Annotated in this window: 17 protein-coding genes; 5 read left to right on the forward strand and 12 right to left on the reverse strand. The window is 69.4% G+C overall.

Features of this window, described 5'->3' with window-relative positions:
* Window positions 1-208: 208 nt before the first annotated feature.
* Window positions 209-658 carry a hypothetical protein gene (locus Q9Q40_00985; protein MDQ7005786.1) on the reverse strand — a complete coding sequence of 150 codons (450 nt, stop codon included), beginning with the start codon at window positions 656-658 and terminating at the stop codon, window positions 209-211.
* 441 nt (window positions 659-1,099) lie between these two features.
* Between Q9Q40_00985 and Q9Q40_00990 the strand changes: the two genes are divergently transcribed.
* Window positions 1,100-2,056, forward strand: coding sequence for a carbamate kinase (locus tag Q9Q40_00990; protein ID MDQ7005787.1), 957 nt, complete (start codon window positions 1,100-1,102; stop codon window positions 2,054-2,056).
* 19 nt (window positions 2,057-2,075) lie between these two features.
* Window positions 2,076-2,894, forward strand: coding sequence for a carbon-nitrogen hydrolase family protein (locus tag Q9Q40_00995; protein ID MDQ7005788.1), 819 nt, complete (start codon window positions 2,076-2,078; stop codon window positions 2,892-2,894).
* On the opposite strand, the gene Q9Q40_01000 is transcribed toward Q9Q40_00995, so the two are convergent.
* The 4 genes from Q9Q40_01000 to Q9Q40_01015 are packed head-to-tail and all read right to left on the reverse strand — an operon-like array spanning window position 2,803 to window position 7,823.
* On the reverse strand, window positions 2,803-3,804 hold the full coding sequence (locus tag Q9Q40_01000; protein MDQ7005789.1) for a glycosyltransferase family 2 protein: 1,002 nt from the start codon (window positions 3,802-3,804) through the stop codon (window positions 2,803-2,805). The genes Q9Q40_00995 and Q9Q40_01000 overlap by 92 nt on opposite strands.
* On the reverse strand, window positions 3,801-5,288 hold the full coding sequence (locus Q9Q40_01005) for a hypothetical protein (GenBank protein MDQ7005790.1): 1,488 nt from the start codon (window positions 5,286-5,288) through the stop codon (window positions 3,801-3,803). The genes Q9Q40_01000 and Q9Q40_01005 overlap by 4 nt, the downstream gene beginning before the upstream one ends.
* Window positions 5,289-5,319: 31 nt before the next feature.
* On the reverse strand, window positions 5,320-6,015 hold the full coding sequence (locus tag Q9Q40_01010; GenBank protein ID MDQ7005791.1) for a class I SAM-dependent methyltransferase: 696 nt from the start codon (window positions 6,013-6,015) through the stop codon (window positions 5,320-5,322).
* The gene (locus tag Q9Q40_01015; GenBank protein MDQ7005792.1) at window positions 6,012-7,823 is read right to left on the reverse strand and encodes a hypothetical protein; all 1,812 of its coding nucleotides are present in this window, start codon (window positions 7,821-7,823) and stop codon (window positions 6,012-6,014) included. The genes Q9Q40_01010 and Q9Q40_01015 overlap by 4 nt, the downstream gene beginning before the upstream one ends.
* Window positions 7,824-8,035: 212 nt before the next feature.
* Here Q9Q40_01015 and ahcY point away from each other — a divergent pair, with 212 nt between their 5' ends.
* A complete protein-coding gene (gene ahcY / locus Q9Q40_01020; protein MDQ7005793.1) occupies window positions 8,036-9,502 on the forward strand; it encodes an adenosylhomocysteinase in 1,467 nt (488 codons plus the stop codon).
* 75 nt (window positions 9,503-9,577) lie between these two features.
* Here ahcY and Q9Q40_01025 read toward each other — a convergent pair whose 3' ends face one another.
* The 3 genes from Q9Q40_01025 to Q9Q40_01035 all read right to left on the reverse strand — a co-directional run bounded on the left by Q9Q40_01025 (window position 9,578) and on the right by Q9Q40_01035 (window position 11,971).
* Window positions 9,578-10,063 carry a hypothetical protein gene (locus Q9Q40_01025; GenBank protein MDQ7005794.1) on the reverse strand — a complete coding sequence of 162 codons (486 nt, stop codon included), beginning with the start codon at window positions 10,061-10,063 and terminating at the stop codon, window positions 9,578-9,580.
* Window positions 10,060-10,608 (reverse strand): hypothetical protein, encoded by a 549-nt coding sequence (locus tag Q9Q40_01030; GenBank protein ID MDQ7005795.1) that lies wholly within the window; start codon window positions 10,606-10,608, stop codon window positions 10,060-10,062. Before Q9Q40_01030 ends, Q9Q40_01025 begins: the two co-directional genes overlap by 4 nt.
* A gap of 145 nt (window positions 10,609-10,753) precedes the next feature.
* Window positions 10,754-11,971, reverse strand: a complete 1,218-nt coding sequence (locus tag Q9Q40_01035; GenBank protein MDQ7005796.1) for a peptidoglycan DD-metalloendopeptidase family protein — start codon at window positions 11,969-11,971, stop codon at window positions 10,754-10,756.
* Between the two features lie 429 nt (window positions 11,972-12,400).
* Here Q9Q40_01035 and Q9Q40_01040 point away from each other — a divergent pair, with 429 nt between their 5' ends.
* The gene (locus Q9Q40_01040) at window positions 12,401-13,570 is read left to right on the forward strand and encodes a helix-turn-helix transcriptional regulator (protein MDQ7005797.1); all 1,170 of its coding nucleotides are present in this window, start codon (window positions 12,401-12,403) and stop codon (window positions 13,568-13,570) included.
* Between the two features lie 8 nt (window positions 13,571-13,578).
* Here Q9Q40_01040 and Q9Q40_01045 read toward each other — a convergent pair whose 3' ends face one another.
* From Q9Q40_01045 to Q9Q40_01060, 4 genes are all read right to left on the reverse strand, one after another.
* The gene (locus Q9Q40_01045) at window positions 13,579-14,961 is read right to left on the reverse strand and encodes an MATE family efflux transporter (GenBank protein ID MDQ7005798.1); all 1,383 of its coding nucleotides are present in this window, start codon (window positions 14,959-14,961) and stop codon (window positions 13,579-13,581) included.
* A gap of 120 nt (window positions 14,962-15,081) precedes the next feature.
* Window positions 15,082-15,888: a TlpA disulfide reductase family protein gene (locus Q9Q40_01050; protein ID MDQ7005799.1), complete on the reverse strand. Its 807-nt coding sequence runs from the start codon at window positions 15,886-15,888 to the stop codon at window positions 15,082-15,084.
* Between the two features lie 75 nt (window positions 15,889-15,963).
* On the reverse strand, window positions 15,964-16,653 hold the full coding sequence (locus Q9Q40_01055) for a 2-phosphosulfolactate phosphatase (protein ID MDQ7005800.1): 690 nt from the start codon (window positions 16,651-16,653) through the stop codon (window positions 15,964-15,966).
* Window positions 16,653-17,462: an alpha/beta hydrolase gene (locus tag Q9Q40_01060; GenBank protein ID MDQ7005801.1), complete on the reverse strand. Its 810-nt coding sequence runs from the start codon at window positions 17,460-17,462 to the stop codon at window positions 16,653-16,655. Before Q9Q40_01060 ends, Q9Q40_01055 begins: the two co-directional genes overlap by 1 nt.
* A gap of 97 nt (window positions 17,463-17,559) precedes the next feature.
* On the opposite strand from Q9Q40_01060, the gene Q9Q40_01065 reads away from it, so the two are divergent.
* On the forward strand, window positions 17,560-18,648 hold the full coding sequence (locus Q9Q40_01065) for an FAD:protein FMN transferase (GenBank protein MDQ7005802.1): 1,089 nt from the start codon (window positions 17,560-17,562) through the stop codon (window positions 18,646-18,648).
* Window positions 18,649-18,705: the final 57 nt, after the last annotated feature.

Genomic DNA, 18,705 nt, shown 5'->3' on the forward strand with positions numbered 1-18,705 from the left:
GGATAACCCCTTCCCGGCCACCGGGGAGAGGACCGCCGGGGGGCTCGGCTTGGGGGAGAGCGGGGCGAGACGACGAGGCGTTTTCACCGCCGGCGAAAAAAAGCTCCCCGCGGCGGCGAAGCGGTTGGAGGTGGGTCGCCGCGGGGAGGTGGCTTGCTCCCGGGGAGCCGAAAACGCTTCGGCCTGCCGGAATGTCGTGCCGCCGGAGTCAGCGTTGGGCGAGCGCGGTCGCCGTTTCGCTGCGGGGATAGCCCTCGCGCAGGGTCACCAGGCCGGGCAACAGGGCCGTGGGGCGAAGCTCGACCCGTGTCGTGTGGCGCGACGAGGGGAAGCGGGGATCGCGGAAGCGCAGGCTGCGCAGGTGGAGCAGTCCGGCGGCGCCCCTTTCGAGCACCAGCAGGGCCTGTTGATCGACCCGCACGAGACCCCATCCGCCGTCGAGCAGGCCCACGCGCCGACCGTTGATCTCGACGATCAGCACCGAGCGAATCCCCGCGTGACGCAAGACGAGTTCGCCGGCGGGATAGACCTGGTCACCGATGACGATGGGTTCATCGAGCTGGAAGGTGATCGTCTTGCCCAAGGTCGAACCGGTGGAGATCAGGACCACGACGAAGACCAGGGCGGCGATCGGGGTGATGGAGCGGAAGTTCCTCATGGTCGGCATCCTCCTCGCAGAGCGGGAGCAAGGCTGCGGCCGCCGTGAGAATCGGGCATGCCTCGTGAAGGCGGCGGCCCGTGGCCCTCATCCCGGTGTCTGCCTCCCGGGATGATCTGTCTCGACCCAACTCAGCTTCCGTCCCGGTATTTAGCAATTGTCATGCCTGACGTCCCGGTTTTTGGGGAGGGTTAGTAACGCGCTGAAAATATTGAGGATAGGTTTTCTGCCCCTGCCGCGAAGTCCGGGCCCGGATGTCTCAGGCTGAGACCCCGGTGGCCTGTTTCCAGGGGTTCGGCGGCGGGCGGGAGCGGCTGGATTCCTTTCCGGCATGGCTGCGAGAACGCCGGCTGTCCCGGCTTGACGCCGGGTGGGGCAGCACGGAAACTGCCGCCCCGGAGTCCGGCGGCCGTCCGCCGCCGGGGGAGGAGGGACGCGAGCATGCGAGCCGGAATGCGCGGGCGGCGGGCCGTCGTCGCCCTGGGAGGCAACGCGATCACCCGCCCCGGTGAGGAAGGCTCGGTCGCGCAGGACTACAAGAACCTCGAGGAGAGTCTCGACGGGGTGGTGGATCTGCTGGAAGCGGGTTACGAGTTGCTGCTGACCCATGGCAACGGGCCCCAGGTGGGCAACCAGATGATTCGCGTCGAGCTTTCCGAGGGCGAGGCGCCTGACCTGCCCCTGGACGTGATGGTGGCCGACATCCAGGGGGGGCTGGGCTACATGATCGAGCGGGTGCTGCGCGCCAAGCTCCGTCGCCGGGGTCTGGCCCACAGGGTTTGCTGCATGTTGACCATGACCGAGGTGCGGGCCGACGATCCGGCCTTCGACAATCCCACCAAGTTCGTCGGCATCGCCTACCGGGAAGAAGACGTCGAACAGCTCACCCGTGTGCGGGGTTGGGTCCTGCGCGAAGACGAGGGCCGCGGTTGGCGCCGGGTGGTTCCCTCTCCCGAGCCGGTGGACATCGTCGAGCGCCAGGAGCTGATCACGCTGATGGACGCCGGCGTGGTGGTGATCAGCGGGGGAGGCGGAGGGATTCCCGTCCGCCGTAACCGCCGCGGCGAGCCGGTGGGGGTCGAGGGGGTGGTGGACAAGGACCTGGCGTCCGCGGTGATCGCCCAGGTGGTGGGGGCCCCGGAGCTGTTCATCCTCACCGCCGTCGAGCAGGTGATGCTGGACTTCGGCAAGTCGACCCAGCGGGGTATCGACGAGATGAGCGTGGAACAGGCCCGGGCCCATCTCGCCGCGGGGCAGTTCCCCCCGGGGAGCATGGGGCCCAAGGTGGAGGCCGCCTGCCGCTTCATCGAGGGCGGCGGCGGCCGGGTGCTGATCACCGACACCGCCCATCTCTCCCGGGCGCTGGAAGGGCGTACCGGGACCTGGATCACGGCGTGACGAGCCTGTGGAAGCGGCCATGGACAGCTTGAACATCGCCCTGCTCCAGATGAGGGTGGGCCCGGACAAGGAGGCCAACCTCGAGCGGGCCGAGACGATGGCGCGGCGGGCGGTCGCCCGGGGGGCCGATCTGCTGGTCCTGCCGGAGATGTTCAACTGCCCTTACAGGTACGATTTTTTCGCTCCCTTCGCCGAGCCGATTCCCACGGGAGCGACCTGCCGCAGGTTGTCGGCCCTGGCCGCGGAACTGGGCCGGCTGGTGGTGGGCGGGTCGATTCCCGAGCGGGAGGGGGAGACGCTCTACAACACCGCCACCGTCTGGAGCTCTTCGGGCGAATGTCTCGGTCGGCACCGCAAGGCCCACCTGTTCGACGTGGATATTCCCGGCGGGATCACCTTCACCGAGTCGCGTGTCTTCAGCCCCGGTACCGGCCCCACCGTCATCGCCACCGACAGGGCGACTCTCGGGCTGGGTATCTGTTTCGACCTGCGCTTCGCCGACCTGTTTCGGGAGGAGGTCGACCAGGGGGCGGAAGTGCTCGTGCTCCCCGGCGCCTTCAACACCACCACCGGTCCGGCTCACTGGGAGCCGTTGCTCCGGGCGAGGGCCATCGAGAACACCGTCTTCGTGGCGGCCTGTTCCCCGGCACCGGCGGCCGACGCTTCCTACCCGGCCTGGGGTCACTCGATGATCGTCGACCCGTGGGGCGAGGTGCTGGCGGCCGCCGGACGGGAAGAGGCGATCGTCAGCGCGCGGCTGGAGGCTTCCCGCCTGGCGGCGGTGCGCCGGGCGCTGCCGGTGCTCGGCCGTCGGTCCCCTGGGCGACGAAATCGGTGACGTAGAGGGGGCGTCCCTTGACCTCCTCGTAGACCCGGCCCAGGTACTCGCCGATGACGCCCAGGCTCAGCAGTTGGACCGCGCCGAGAAAGAGCACCGCGACCATCAGGGAGGTCCAGCCCGAGACGGTCACGCCGGCGAAGAGCCGGGCCCATACGGCGTAGCCCGCGTAGATCAGGCAAGCCGCCGCCACCAGGAAACCCAGGGCCGTCGCCGCCCGCAGGGGCAGGAACGAGAACGAGACGGTCGCATCGGCGGCGAAGCGGAGCATCTTGCGCAGCGGGTACTTGGTTTCTCCGGCGAAGCGTGGCGCCCGCTCGTACTGCAGCGCCACCTGGCGGAAACCGAGCCAGGCGATCATGCCCCGTAGAAAACGGTGATGCTCACCCAGCCGGCTCATGGCGTCGACGACCCGTCGGCTGAGCAGGCGGAAATCGCCGGTGTCCACGGGAATGTCCACGGAGGTCATGCGGCGCAGAAAGCGGTAGAAGGCGGCTGCCGTGAGTTTCTTGAACAGGCTCTCGCCTGCGCGGGCGACACGCTGGCCGTAGACCACGTCGTAGCCCTCACGCCAGCGCTCGAGCATGGCCGGGATCACCTCCGGAGGGTCCTGCAAATCCGCGTCGATGATCACCACCGCCTGCCCCCGGGCGTGGTCCAGCCCGGCGGTGACGGCGAGCTGGTGACCGAAGTTGCGGGCCAGGTTGACCAGGGTGACCCGCGGGTCCCGCTCCCGCAGTTCGACCATGATTTCCAGCGAGCGGTCCCGGCTGCCGTCGTTGACCAGCAGGATCTCGTAGCTCTCGTCCAGTTTCTCGAGAACCTCGGTCAGGCGTGCGTACATGTGAGGCAGGACTTCCTCCTCGTTGTAGACCGGGATCACCACGCTCAGCAGGGGAGCCTTGCTCATCGGGACACCTTTTCGAGCAGCCACCAGCGACCGCTGTGGACCGTCTCGCGGATCTGGCCTTCGGAACCGCGGAACAGGCGGCGCCAGCGTTCGGAGTTCGCGCGCACCACGAAGGCATCGTAGAGGTGCCGTTCGCGGACCCAGGAGAATTTTTCGGGAGACGTCTCGTAACCGATGGGTACGGCGGCCGAGGGCTGGCGGCGGTAGCGCAGCAGCTCGGGATAGTGCTGGGCGAAGGAAAAACTGACAAAGCCGCCCCGCATCACCTGGTACCACACCGGGTGATGCATGAAGACCGGAAACTCCGCGGCGATGCCGGGCGAGCGCAGGTCGAAGATCAGCATGCGCAGGCTGCGCCCCGGTTCCAGCGTCTCGATGATCGGGTCGATGTTCCGGGCTTGCCGGTCGAAGATTCGATGTCGGGCCGTCAGCACTCCCATCCAGCCCACCACCAGCAGAACGATCAGCCCCGCCGCGACCTGCCGCCGTCTGCCGGCGGCGGGCATCCGCAGGGTGAGGATCAGCAGCAGGGCGAGGAAGATCGCGAAGCGCTGGTAGAGCATCGCCACGCCGAAACCGAAGACGGGGAAGAGCAGGTAGACCGCCGTGGCCAGGACCAGGGACGGTCCCAGGCGTCCTCCCCGCCGGGGCCGCACCCCCGCCGCCGGCAGCAGCAGGACGCCGAGCAGCAGGGCGCCGGCGGCCAGGGGATCCCGGGCGCCGCCGAGCAGGGTGCCGGGCCACTCGGGCAGCCGGCGGAGCAGCGGGCCCCAGGTGGTGCCCAGGTGCACCTGGCTTTCTGCTCCCAGGGCGCGGAGGATCCAGGCCAGGGCCAGGGGCAGGGGGGTCAGCAGGGGGCCGAGACGGCGCAGCAGGGCCCCGGGCCGCGGCGAGCCCGGCAGGAGCAGGGACAGGGCCAGCAGCCCGACCACCCCCAGCGCCAGCACGTGGCCGAAGAAAAGCAGGATACCGGCCCCCCCCAGCCACAAGGCCCGGATCCCCGTGGGGCGTCGGCGGTAATGCAGCACCTCGGCCAGGTAGAGCAGGCCGAGGGGAACCGCGATCAGGTAGTTGAGAAAGCCCCAGTAGAAGGAGAAGCCGAAGGCCAGGGGAAGGGTCAGCAGGGCCGGCCAGGGCTCCGCGTCGACCGCACGCAGGGCGCGCCAGGCGGCCAGGGGCAGGCCGAGCACCGCCAGGGTGACCACGGCCTTGATGGCCAGGAAAGGACCCATCACCGCCGCCAGGGCCCGCGCGATGGAATAGCCGAGCAGGTAGGGTGTGAAAAAGTTGAACTCGTAGAGCTTGGCGTAGCCGAGGGCCGGATCGTCCCACGCCTGCCAGATCGCGACCTGGGCCGCATGCTGGGGTAAATCCACCATGGGCAGGTAGCGCACGGCCCACAGGGGGAAGAGCGCGGCCGCCAGGCAGGCGAGCAGCGCGAGGCGGAAACCGCGGTCCGCGGCCGTGGGACGGGGGTGCTTCATCGCGCCCGTATACGCAGATGCCCGGGGACTGTCAACATCGGCGGGCGGCGACCATGTGCTGGGCGCCGAGGGGAAGGGCGCCGAGACGGGCCTCGATCCGCCGCCAGCGATCGCCCCGCCAGGGGAAGAAGAGGATGTAGCGCGATTCGACGCACTCGAGTCCCGCCCGCTGCAGGCGGCGGCGGGACTCGCGGCGCCGGAGCAGGATCGCATCCTCGTCGAAGGGGCAGCGGGAGACCGCACGGCGGGTGAGGGGGTTCCACGGGTTGTGCTCGAGGATCGCGGCCAGTCCCCCCGGACGCAGGGTGCGGGCCATCTCCGCGATCAGGGGGTCACGCTCCGCGGGCTGCACGTGGTGCATGACATTGATCGCGAAGACGAGGTCGAAGCGCTGGTCCTCGAAGGGCAGGTGCCGGCCGTCGAAGGCCTTGAAGAAGGCGCGCGGGTGATTCTCCCGGGCGCGGCGGATGGAGTCGGCCGAGACGTCCACGCCGTGGACCTCGCCGCAATGTTCCACCAGGAAGCTCTCGGTCAGGCCCACCCCGCAGCCCACGTCCAGCAGGGCGAGTTCCGCGCACGATCCGAGATGCCGGCGTGCGGCCTGCAGCAGGACCCGCGCCTTGACCTCCGTGAAGAAGGCCACGTCCTGGCCGGCGAAGTCGATGGACTGTTGCACCACCTCCGCGTAGTCTTCGCTGTAGCGGTCGAAGTCCCCGCCCACCGTCACTCCTCTCCCAGCAGGGCCACGATGGCCAGGGCCGCCTGGCGTCGGCGCCGGTCGAATGCCCCGGTGGTCCAGTCGCGGCTTCCCGCCTCCCATCGGCCACTGACCGAGTCCACGCGTCCGATGGCGCGCACGCTGGTGGGAGTGGCCCGGCGGATCTCTGCGAGGACCTGCCGACCCCGCTGGAGGGCCGCGGCGGGACCCCGCCCCTGCTCGACCAGGGTGCTGAGTAACTGCAAGTACTTCAGATCGTCGATGCCCTCCCGCGCCGCTTCCCAGTCCCGCAGGTAGCTGCGGCCGCCCTCGTACTCGGTGCTGACGTTCTTCCACTGCCAGAGCATCACGTGGTCGAGCTGCAGGCGATGCGCCAGGTAGCCGGCGAGAAAGCGCGTACCGGCCGGCTGGTTGCCGTAGATGTTGATGTAGGTGCCGTAGTGATCACCGGCGGCGCGAGTCCGCTCGAGGGTCTCGGGGCCGAGGTACTTGTTGTGGTAGGAGCGGGTGCGCAGGAAGGGCTCGAGGAGCAGGGCCGGTTCGGGGCCCACGGGGCGGAACCAGAGTTTGGCGGGGTCGGGCTCGGAGACCGTGGGTTCGTTGCAGGTGATCATGCCGTCGGCGCCCGCCTCGTCCGCGGCCCGGGCGAGGAGGATGGCCAGCCGCATGGCGCCCCGGGAGTGATGGGGTTCGTCGATCAGGTAGTACCACAGGCCCGGCCAGCCGTGGGCCCGTCCCACTTCTTCCAGGGTGCGGAAGGCCGCCAGCCAGCCCTGGTAGACCTTCCGCCCCCAGAAGGTGTTCGGCGGCGCTGAAGGATCCGGCGTGGGGTAGTAGGGTCCCCGCTGGCGTTCCACCTCGCTGACCGCCCGGCCCGGGGTGTGGAGCAGGGTGTAGCCGGTCGGATCTTCCAGACGGTCGATTTTCTCTCCGCCCGGTCCGGTGAGCCCCGCCTGGGCCAGGGCGGCGGGAATCGAACCCGTCAGGTGGGAGTGAAGCATCACTCCCACGGGATGTTCGATCCCCAGCCCGTGGCGCCGCGCCATCTCCACCACCTCGACGACCTTCGAAAAGCGGTCGGTGTACTCGAAACGGCCGCCGGCGTAGTAACGGGGGACGACCCGCTTGGGCCAGCCGTGGTTGACCACCACCGTGTTCATCCCATGCCGGCGGGCGTCGATGAAGTTCTGTTCGGAGAGGGGATAGTTGTTGCCGTAGAGAAAAAACGAGGGGCGCGCTTCGGGGAGGGTGAAAGGCAGCACCTCCACTTCCAGCGACAGCCCGGGCAGGTCCCTGCGCGAGGGAGCCTCGAGTCGCAGGTGGCCGAGGTAGGTCCCGGCCGGGGCGTCGGAGGGGACGTGGACGGTCACCCAGAATTGCCGGCTGCCCCGGGCCGGCACGTCCGCCGCCGGGGCGGCGTCGAGGTAGCCCGGGAGAAGTTCGTGGTGGCGGGGCCGGACCCAGCGGGGCATGGGTTTCATGTAGCGTGTGATCAGGATCTCGATCGCGGAGGCGTCGATCCGCGCCCCGCCGGGCCCCTCGAGGTCGGACGCCACCAGCCGGGCGCCGGGCAGGGCCCGGTGCGAAAAGACCCCCACGCTGGCGGGCTCGTACTCGTCCCGGGCGGCGAAAAGACGGACGGGGCGGGCGATTTCCCCGGGTTCCGGCACGGTTTCGAGGTAGATCGGTTCCAGGTAGTGCCGGGAGTAGAGCACCACGTCCTGCTCGGGCAGGGGAGGGGCGCCGCAGGCGGTCAGCAGCACCGCCGCGGCCAGGCCCGCCGCCAGGGCCGGGAATGCGTTTCGCGCGGTCTTCATCGTCGTCTCCCTTCCGCGGGGGCCTTCCTCCCGGGTGACGCCGTCTTCCGGGGTGACGGGATTATACGGGGGCTGGAACGGGCTTTTTCGCCGAAGCGCCGGGGCGGGTATTCTGGGCCCGGCGCGGCGGGGCTGGCTTCCGGCCCCCGGCGGGACCCATATTAGAATCCGATTTGGCACCGATGACGCCCTGGAGGCGAGGAGAGCAGAGTATGACCACCACACCGGAACTTCAGAGCAGGGGCACCCTGCAGTACAAGATCAGGGACCTGAGCCTTGCCGATTGGGGACGCAAAGAACTCGAGCTGGCCGAAAAGGAGATGCCGGGCCTGATGGCGGTGCGCCGTCAATGGGCGGACAAGCAGCCCCTGGCGGGCCTGCGGATCTCGGGTTCGCTGCACATGACGATCCAGACCGGCGTGCTGATCGAGACGCTGGTGGCGCTTGGAGCCCAGGTTCGCTGGGCGTCGTGCAATATCTTCTCCACCCAGGATCACGCCGCCGCGGCGGTGGTGGTCGGTCCGGATGGCACGGTGGACGAGCCCCGGGGGGTGCCGGTCTTCGCCTGGAAGGGCGAGAGTCTCGAAGATTACTGGGACTGTACCCGCCAGGCTCTCGACTTCGGTGACGGCCTCGGCCCCCAGCAGATCGTCGACGATGGCGGAGACGCCACGCTGCTGATTCACAAGGGGTACGAGTTCGAAGAGCAGGGCCGGGTGCCGGATCCCTCCACGGCGTCGAACGAGGAAGAGGCCGTGGTCTTCGCCGTTCTCGCCCGGATCCAGGCCGAGGATCCCCAGCGTTGGCACAAGGTGGTCGCCGAGATGCGCGGCGTGACCGAGGAGACCACCACGGGGGTGTTGCGCCTGTACGAGCGGGCCGAGAACGGGACGCTGCTCTTCCCCGCGATCAACGTCAACGATTCGGTGACCAAGAGCAAGTTCGACAATCTCTATGGCTGCCGCCATTCGCTGGTCGATGGCTTGATGCGGGCCAGCGACGTGATGCTCTCGGGCAAGATCTGCGTGGTCTGCGGCTACGGTGACGTGGGCAAGGGCTGCGCCCAGTCCCTGCGGGGGCAGGGGGCGCGGGTGATCGTCACCGAGATCGATCCGATCTGCGCCCTGCAGGCGGCCATGGAAGGCTACGAGGTCAAGACCCTCGAAGACGTGGTGGACTACGCCGATGTCTTCATCACCGCCACCGGTAACTTCAACGTGATCCACGTCGAGCACATGAAGCGCATGAAGGATGGCGCGATCGTCGGCAACATCGGCCACTTCGACAACGAGATCGACATGGCCGGGCTGAAAGCCGTCGAGGGTGTGGTGCGGACCAACATCAAGCCGCAGTACGACAAGTGGACCTTCCCCGACGGTCACTCGGTGCTGATCCTCGCCGAGGGTCGCCTGCTCAACCTGGGTTGCGCCACCGGGCATCCGAGCTTCGTGATGTCCAACAGCTTCACCAACCAGACCCTGGCCCAGATCGAGCTGGCCACCGAGCTGCACAAGTACGAAAAGAAAGTCTACGTGCTGCCCAAGCATCTCGACGAGATGGTGGCCCGCCTGCACCTCGACCAGCTGGGAGTGAAGCTGACCCGGCTGACCGACGAACAGGCCGCCTACCTGGGCATCAGCCCCGACGGGCCCTACAAGCCGGAACACTACCGCTACTGAGTCCCTCTCCGGGCGGCGGGACGGGGCCGAAGCCGACAGGCGGCTTCGGCCCTTTCTTGCATGGCGAGGCAGGGTTCAGGTTTTCATCCGTTCCACCCGGCGGAGCACGGCCTCCAGGGTGCGCCGGGGAATGCGCAGATGGACGCTCTGCTCGTGGTCGACGATCTGGATCACGAGGCAGGAGCCTTCCTGGGCGACGCGGACCTTGTGCCGGGGAGCGTCGACGGAGACCAGGACGACTTCCGGCAGCCGCGGGAGGCTGTCGGCCAGCAGGCCGGCCAGCGCGCCGTAGGGCGCGAACGTCTCGCGGGCCTGGTCGGGCATGAGCCGGCCGGGGAGCATGGCGAGAGCCACGTCCACGATGCCCGCGGGCAGGACCAGCCGCACACGGCCGCCATGGGGCCCCGGTGCGCTGATTTCCACGGAAAGGGTGCCGGCTCGAGCCACGGTCGCCCCGGCCCAGGCCAGGCTCGCCGCCAGCAGCAGGACCATCACCGCCAGCAGCAGGACCATCACCGCCGGCAGCAGGATCGGCCGCATCCGGGGCGGGCGCTGCATCATTCGGTCCGGGCCTTCGCGTCGATCCAGATGCGGACGTGGGAGCCGTCCTCCTCCACCGTCACCAGGTCGCCGCGGTAGCGGCCCAACTCACGCAGAGCGGCGAGGAGGTCCAACTCCTCACCCTCGCCGGAGGCCAGGGCGCCGAACACCGCCATCGGCAGCGTGAGCCGGATGCGGTTCGTGTCTCCCTCGTCCACGTGGACCAGGAGCCGCTCGTTCTCCTTGGCCACCCGCACCTTTTGCTCGGTGTCATCGAGGGTGACGAACTCGCCGTCCGGGGTGCGGGTGAGCACGTCGAGCAGGCCCCGGAGGTCGATCTTCCCCAGTTCGGGGATCGGGTCGAGTCGAAGGCGGCCTTCCTCGAGGAACTCGTGGTCGACCAGGGGCAGAATCTGTTCGATCCATGGGAACGGGATGTTGAACTCGGCGGTCTCGCCGCGTTCGCCCCCTTCGTCGACGCGGACATGGATCCAGAGGTCTTCGGCCGCGGCCAGGGGTATCGCGGCCAGGGCGATCATGGTGACGATGGCGGTCCACTTGCGCATGCCTGTCTCCTTGGCCCGGGTCCTTCGAAAGAGGCTCGGTGGGCTCTCGTTGGCGTTTTCACCCCTGAAACGCCGGGGACCGGCCGGGAGTTACAGGAAATCCCGCCGCTGAGCAGGCGGATCCGACCGCTCGGCCCCGGGAGGCTCAACGCAGGCGGCAGCGGGACCGATGGGCGGCGGCGGCCCGTGAGATTTCCATGCGCTGGAGGTGGCGTCGGAAGGCTTCGAGTTCGGCGCCGGCCAGGCGGCGGCCGGCGGGCAGCTCCACGCGCAGGGGATGGACTTGCCGGCGGTCGACCAACACCTCGTAGTGCAGATGGGGTCCGGTGACCCGACCGGTGGATCCCACGAAGCCGATCACCTGGCCTTGCCGGACCCGGGCACCGACGCGAACCCCCCGCGCGATGGCCCGCAAGTGCGCGTAGGCGGTTTCATAGACCGAATTGTGTCGCAGGCGGATGTAACGTCCGTAGCTGCCATTCCAACCCGCCGCGACCACCCGTCCGTCACCGGCGGCGTAGATCGGGGTTCCCGGGGGGGCGGCGAAGTCCAGCCCCCGGTGCATGCGGGAGTAGCCCAGCACCGGGTGACGGCGGCGTCCGAAGCTGCTGCTCAGGCGGGCACCGTCGATGGGCGTGCGCATCAGTGTGCGCCGTGCCGAGCGTCCTTCGGCGTCGAAGAACTCGTCGCGTCCGCCCTCCCCGCCGGTGAAGCGATAGAGGCGATGTTCGCGATCTGAAAGCATCAGGCCGGCGGCGAGCAGGGCGCCGGGGCGTCGCCGGCCGGTGGCCAGGTCGGTGACTTCTTCCCAGAGCACCGTGAAGCGGTCGCCCCGGCGGATCTCGCGCTGGAAGTCGACGTCGAAACTCAGGGCCCGGATCATCCGGGAGAGTGTCGCCGGCGGTACTCCGGCGGCGCGGGCCGAAGCGTAGAGGCTCACCCCGATGCGCCCTGCGGCCCAGCGCGGTGCGGAGACCAGCGGGTGTTCGACCTGCCGGGCGGCGAAGATCCCTTCACCGCGGGCCAGGACTTCGATGTGACGGCCGAAGCCGGTGGCCACCGCCAGCCGAGCCAGCCGCGGGGGGGATCCCGGGGACCACTCGAAACTCAGCCGCTGGCCGGGACGCAGTTCGGAGGGCGACAGCCAGGGGCGGATGGCGCGCACCACTTCCGCGCTGGCCCGCGGGTCGAGGCCGGCTCGACCCAGCAGGACGGCGAGCGTGTCGCCGCGCCGTACCTCGAGTTCGAGCTGTTCGCGGCTCTCGGCGGGAGGCGGGCTTTCCCGTCCCAGGACAGGGACAGCCGGCGGCAGGAGAACCATGGCGGTCAAGGCGGCCAGGGCCAGGCTCCGACAGGCGTGCAAGCGTGTTTCTCCCGGTGGCGCCCACACTCCGCGGGCGGGACAGAAGATGTCGGAAGACGGAGCCGCTGTCCACCGGGTTTTTTCAGGGATGCAAGAAATTCATGGCTCCGCAGAAATCCAAAGCGATGCGCCCGGGTTGTAGGCCCCGATCGTTCGCAGAACCCTTGGGCCATGAAGAAACGGGTTCGAGGCGCTGGGCCGAGGTGGAAGGCGATCGCCCGACAGGGTGCCGGGTCGATACCGCCCCGGGCACCTCGGCGGCGGGGTCACGGCTTGTCGACATCAACAGGGAAATTTTCAGCGGCAACCTAGGACGTCCGTGGCAAGAGGTCCATGGTGTCCTGGTGCAGGACGAGGGTCTGTGTCTTCCGTTTCGTGGTCCGGTGGCCGGTGCCTTGCGTACCCGAACTACGCGAGGGAGGAGCACCGATGGCGGTCAACGGGAGAGAGCGTTTCGGCACTTATCTGCGGGCCCTGAGGGAAGCCCGGCACCTGACCCTGGAAGAAGTGGAGCGTTTGACGAGCAACGAAGTCGAACCGGTCACACGCAGTCTGCTCTCGCGGCTCGAGAACGGCAAGGCCAGGGTTTCGACCCTCAAGTTGCTGGCGCTCGCCCGGGTCTATCGAGTGGGCCTCGGCCAACTGGCCGAACGCCTCGAGATCGACTGCGAGCTGGCTCTCGACGATCTGGAGGAGACGGCTTGCGTCGCGCCCCAGGAGTTGCTTCGTCGCGCCCGCCAGGCCGTACAGCACGGCCAGGCTTACCGGGCGTTGTTTCTCTACGAACAAGCCGAGATCGCCACCCTGGCCGATCCCCGCGGCGAGCGCGCACAGATGTGCGCTCGCCTCGGTGTGGCGGGGGCGATGCTTGCCGCGGCGCGGTATCGCAACGCTCGCAGCGTTCTCGAAGCGTTGGTGGCCGAGCCTCTCTGCGGGGAGGATCGCGGCCGGGTGCTCTTCCTGCTGTCCCGCTGCTACCTGGGTCTCGAGCAGCACCTGCTGGCGGGGGCGATGATCGACTCCCTGCATCGCCTCGGTGGCGAGGTGCCTGCCGACATCGCGGCCCAGGTCGTCGCCGTGGAAGCCGAGATTCGGGAGTGGGAAGGCAGCCTGGAACCGGCGAAGGAATCCTGGTTGCTCTTCCTCGATCACGCCCGGTGCGGCGGAGACTATGAAGGCGGTGTGCGGGCGATGGTGGCGCTGGCCGGCATCGAACGTCGCCTGGGGCGGGAGTCCGACGCTTCCCGCTGGCTCCGGCAGGCTCGCTCCCGGGCCGAGGACCTGGGCTTCGCTCCCCTGCTGGTCAAGGTCTGCATCGAACGCGCGCGCCTCGACCTGGTTCGCGGACAGGAACAGCGGGCGCGGCGGGAACTGGCGGAAGGGCGCCGGATCGCCCGCCCCCTGCGTTTGCACCGGGACCTCTTCGAGATCTACCTCGAACTCTGGCGCCTGGCCGAGCGCGAGGGGCAAGCCGGCCAGGCCCGGGCCTGCCTGGGCAGCCTCCGGCAGCTCTCGCGCCTGCTCGAACGCATCCCCTCCCATGCCCGCGACCTGGTCGAGCGGCTCGGGTGGGGCTCCAGCGTCTCCGCCGCCTGCTGACGCGACCGTCAGACGGGTCGTGGCGGCAGGCTCGAGGGGCCGCGCAGACGCAGCCAGAATGCCAGCAGGGCCGCCACCGCAGCGAGTCCCAGGGCCAGTCCGAGCCAGATGCCACGCAGCCCCAGGCCCAGTCCCTCGATGCCGCCGGGGAGGCGCTCGAAGGCCAGCCAGAGGGCGCAGGGCAGGGCGAGAGCGTAGTAGCCGAGGAAGTTGATCACTGCGGAGGGGCGCGTGGTGCCCATGCCGCGGAGGACGCCGCTGGCCACCGCCTGGAAACCGTCGAAGACCTGGAAGGCGGCGGCGATGGGCAGAATGCCGGCGCCCAGAACAATCACCTCCATCGCCGCCGGAGTGCCCCGGGGGACGAAGATCGCGGGCAGGCTCCGGCGAAAGATCACGAAGGTCAGGGCGAATCCGGTCATCATGGCGGTGGCCAGGGCCAGGCCCGTCCACGCCGCCTTCTCGGCGCGGGACCGTTGGCCGGCGCCGATCAGGTTGCCGACCCGGGTGGTGCAGGCGATGGAAATACCCATGGCCGCCATGAACGAGAAGGAGGTGATCTTGAGCACGATGGTGTGGGCCGCCAGGGCCCGGGTACCGAGCCAGCCGGCGAAGAGGGTCGTCAGCGTGAAAGCCCAGATCTCGAGGCCGATCTGCAGCCCCACGGGGAGGCCGTGGCGGAGCACTTCCACCAGGGCGCGGGGCGAGACGGCCTGCCGGCTCCAGCCCTCCCAGGCCCCCTCGTAGAGTCGGAGGCCGACGATGGCCAGCACCAGGGAGAGCATCATGAACGCCCGCGTCAGCCCCGAGGCGATGGCGGCGCCCCGGACACCCAGGGCGGGAAAGCCGAGCTCGCCGAAGATCAGAACCCAGTTGAGGGCGACGTTGACCAGGTTGGCCGCCAGGATGATGACCAGGGGGGGGAGCATCATGCCGCGGCCCTGGAGGTACTGGCGCAGGGCGATGTAGACCAGGAACGGGGCGATGGAGAAGGCCTGGGCCCGGATGTAGGAGTCGGCCGATTCCACGAGGATCGGGTCCTGGCCGGCGGCGAGCAGGGCGGGGCCCGCGAGCCACCAGGCGGCCGTGATGCCGGGAGTCAGCAGCAGGGCGATGACCACGCCGTGCTGCAAGGCGGCACCCGCGCGCGGGCCGAGACCGGCGCCATGGGCCTGACTGACGATGGGATCGATGCCCATCACCACTCCCATGGCGACGACCAGGGTGGCCACGATCCACAGGTCGCCGAGGGAGACCGCCGCCAGGGCGTCGGAGCCGAGCCGTCCCACCATCCACAGATCCACCAGCCCGATCAGCATCCACCCGAGCTGAGCGGCGGCGACGGGCAGCGCCAAGTGAACGATGGGCCGGACCTCACCCGGCACCGACATGGGAATCCTCCGGTCGGCCCGGTCGCCGTTCACCACGCCTCGGCCGTGGCGCAGGTCCGGGGATGACAGGCAGTCTGACCGGTGAACCCCTTCGCCGAAGGGGTTCACGACGGTCGCGGGTTACAGCAGGCTCGCGAGGAACTTGTCGCTCAGGGCGGCGGGATGGCCGCGCCAGACCACCCTGCCGTCCTTGATGATGGCGGCGGCGGGGATGCCCTGCACGCCGAAGTAACGGCTCAGGCCGCCCTTCTCCTTGGCGATCGGGTAGGTCAGTTTCTGCTGCTCGATGAAGTCGGTGACCTTCTGCTCGGTGGCGCTCCTGGTGATCTTGGTCAGGCCGACGATCTGCAGTCCCTTGGGGTGGAGGGTCTCCCACAGGCGCTGCACCTTGGGCACTTCCCGGCGGCAGTGGGGACACCAGACTTCCCAAAAGATCAGCAGCGTGGGCTTGGAAGATGTGAGATCGACTTCTTTCTCGCCCTGGTACCATTTTTCGATATCCCAGGCCTGCGGGCTCTTTTTGCCCACCACGGCCAGTTCGGCACTGGCGCGGGCGGCCCGGGTACCGGCGTATTTCTTCCTGAATTCCTCGAGTCGCGCCTGAACCTGGTCGATTTTGCCTTCTTCGACCAGTTTGCGGATGGCGGAGATCTCGGCGCCGGCGGCCTTCTCCCGCGCGGGATCGCCGGAGGGCTTCTTCGCGCGGACCTGCCGTTCGAGCTGGGCGACACGCTGCTCGAGCTTGCGCAACTTCTCACCCTTGCCCGCCGTGGGGGCGATCTTTTTCTCGAGCGCGGCGAGCTGCTGCTGGAGCTGCGCGACCTGCTTTTCGAGGGCCTCGATTCTCTCCGTCTTGCTGTCGGCCGGCGCCGGCGCCACAAGGATCGCCGCGACGGCGGCCACGGACAGGATTCTCCAACGCTTCATGCTCTTCCTCCGCATCTCCGGGCGTCGTCCTCCGGCGCGACGCCAGCCGTGTTTTTTTCCACCAGGCGCTGAAGTCTAGCTGATTTCCCCGGTCGGGGCTTCCAGCCGGCCTCCGCGGAGCCGGGGCACCCGGTCGATGCGATCGGCGACAAGGCAGGCGTCGAGGTCTTCCGGGCGGTAGTTGGGTTGGGCGGGATCGAGGAATTTGCGGCCTTCGGGGTGGGCGCGGATTTCGGTGAATGCGGCCTCCAGGTCGAAAGGGCGGTCTTCGAGCAGGGCCTCGATGTAGGCGGCGGCGGCCTCGTCCTCCGGAGCCGGGCGGGTGCCTTCGACGCCCAGCGGGAGGAGGCTCACATCGTCCGGCTGGATCCGGCGCAGATGATCGGCCACCGCCCGCGCATTGAGAAAGCAGCCGACGATCACCCGGGCGCCGGCTTCGGCGGCCGCCACCATGCCCCGGCTGCCGGCGGAGGTGGTGAGGATCACGGTGCGCCCGGTAAAGGTCCGCGCCGCGGCCTCGAACGGAGAGTTGCCCATCTCGAAACCCCCGGGGGGCAGACCCCGCCGCTCGCCGGCGAGAATCCAATCGGGGTTCTTGCGCTTGAACTCCCGGGCCCGCTCCAGGGTTTCGGCGGGAACCACGGCGCGGGCGCCGCGATCGAAGAGGGTGACGATGTGGGACGAGGCCCGCAGGACGTCGATGGCCACCGCGACGCCCCGTGCCTGGCGGGCACCGGCGAGCAGGGACAGGCGCTGGATACGCATCACAGGCCCGCGGTGGCGAGAAAGCCCGCCACGGCTTCGGCGAATGCCGCCTGCTGGTCGACGAAGGGCCAGTGACCGGCGGGACCGATCTTCACCCGGCGGATCCGGGCCCGTGCCAGCAGCTCGAGGGATTCTTCGCTGGCGCCACCCGGGGAGCCCGCGATGTAGATCACCGGTGTTTCGAGACGCGCCAGCCGGTCGGCCAGGTTTCCCGGCGCGGAGATTTCGACCAGCTCCCGGGCGTTGAGGTGATAGGCCGCGGGCATGGCGAGTCGCAGGCTCGCGTAGTAGCCCCGCAGCGCAGGCTGCCGGCGACCATCTTCGTAGACCTGCTCGAGCAGACGGCGGAAATCATGGTCGACGAAAAGTTCGAAGGATGTGGCCGCGGCTGGAGACGAGAAGGTGCAGTCCCCGCCGGAGAGGTTGCCGTCGACGTCGATCAGGGCGGCCAGGGCGCCGGGCCGGGCCTCGGCGAGGAGCTGGGCGACCACGCCGCCCATGGAGTGCCCGACGAGTACGGGGGGCCGGGAGCAGGACTCGGCGATCCAGGCCGCCAGCCACCGGGCCTGCTCGGCCAGGGGGAGAGGGCGCTCGGGCCACGGGCTGCGTCCGTAGCCCGGTAGATCGGGGACCAGGCGCCGGCGCGCGGCCAGCAGGGGATGCATCGCGATCTCTTCGAAACAGAGGCCGGACTCTCCCAGGCCGTGGACGAAGACCAGCGGCGCCAGGTCGTCGTCGCCCGGGTAGTCGCGCACGAAGATGTCGTATCCATGGGACTTCCGGAGCCGGTGTTGGACGGTGGCGCTCATGGGTCGTCTCCCGGTGCGTGTCGCCGCGCCGCGGGGCATTATCGCGGGACCCACCGCGGGCGGCAAAACCCCGCTCCGCCGGGTCGGAGGCCTGTCGATGGAACCGAAGGGTGTGTCCCGGCCGCTTCTCGCGGCCCTGTGCCTGCTGGTCGGGTTGACCGGCGTGGCCTTGTGGAAGACCGCGACTCCGGGCCCGGCGTCGATGGTGCTGAGTTCCGCTCCGGAAGGGATCATGGGCACCACCTGCCGGATCTCGGTGGTGGTTCCGGTGGGCCGGCAGGCGACGGCCCGCGAGGCCCTGGCCGCCGCCGAGGCCGAGTTGCGACGGGTCGAGGCCCTGATGAGCACCTGGATCGACGATTCGGAGGTTTCCCGCCTCAACCGTCTGCGGGCAGGGGACACCATGGAAGTTTCTCGCGAGACCGCGGAGGTGCTCGCCGCCGCCCGACGCCTGGGGCGCGAGACCGGAGGCGGCTTCGACGTGACCTGTCGTCCGCTGGTGGAACTCTGGCGCCGGGCGGGCCGGGAAAACCGTCTCCCCTCCCGCCAGGCGATCGACGCGGCCCTGGCCCTGGTGGGATGGAAGGGGCTTCGGGTCGAGGGGCGAAAGGTGCTGAAGGTGCTCGGTGGAGCACGGGTCGATCTCGGCGGCATCGCCAAGGGCTACGGCATCGATCGTGCCGTGGGAGCCCTCGAGAGCGCGGGGATCGGAGGCGGGCTGGTCGACGTGGGGGGCGACCTGCGGCTGACCGGGGAGCCTCCCGGGGGTGGGCCGTGGCGGGTCGAGATTCTCGACCCGGCGGGCGAGAAGGTCTGGGCCCGGTTGAGCGTGCCTTTCGGCCGCGCGGTCTGCACCTCGGGGCACGGTCTGCGCTTCGTCACCATCGCCGGCCGCCGCCTGAGTCATATCGTCGATCCTCGCCGGGGGTGGCCGGCGGAGGCCAGCGTCTCGGTGACGGTGATCGCGCCCAGCGCCATGGAAGCCGACGCCTGGGCCACCGCCCTGGCCGTGGAGGGCGCACCGGGGCTGGCACGCCTGGACGCCGTCGAGGGGGTCGAGGCCATGGTGATCGAGAAGGGGCCTGAGGGGCTTCGGGCCCGGTTGAGCGCGGGCTTTCCCGCCCCGGAGCCCGGGCCGGGCTTTCCCCCCTGGCGGCGGGTGGCTGGTGGCTCGGTTCGACCCTGATCATTCCCCTGTGGTTTCGTTCCCCCTGTTCGGCCTATATTCACCGGGAATCCTGCG

The organism is Acidobacteriota bacterium, assembly GCA_030949985.1.
Taxonomy (GTDB): domain Bacteria; phylum Acidobacteriota; class Polarisedimenticolia; order J045; family J045; genus JALTMS01.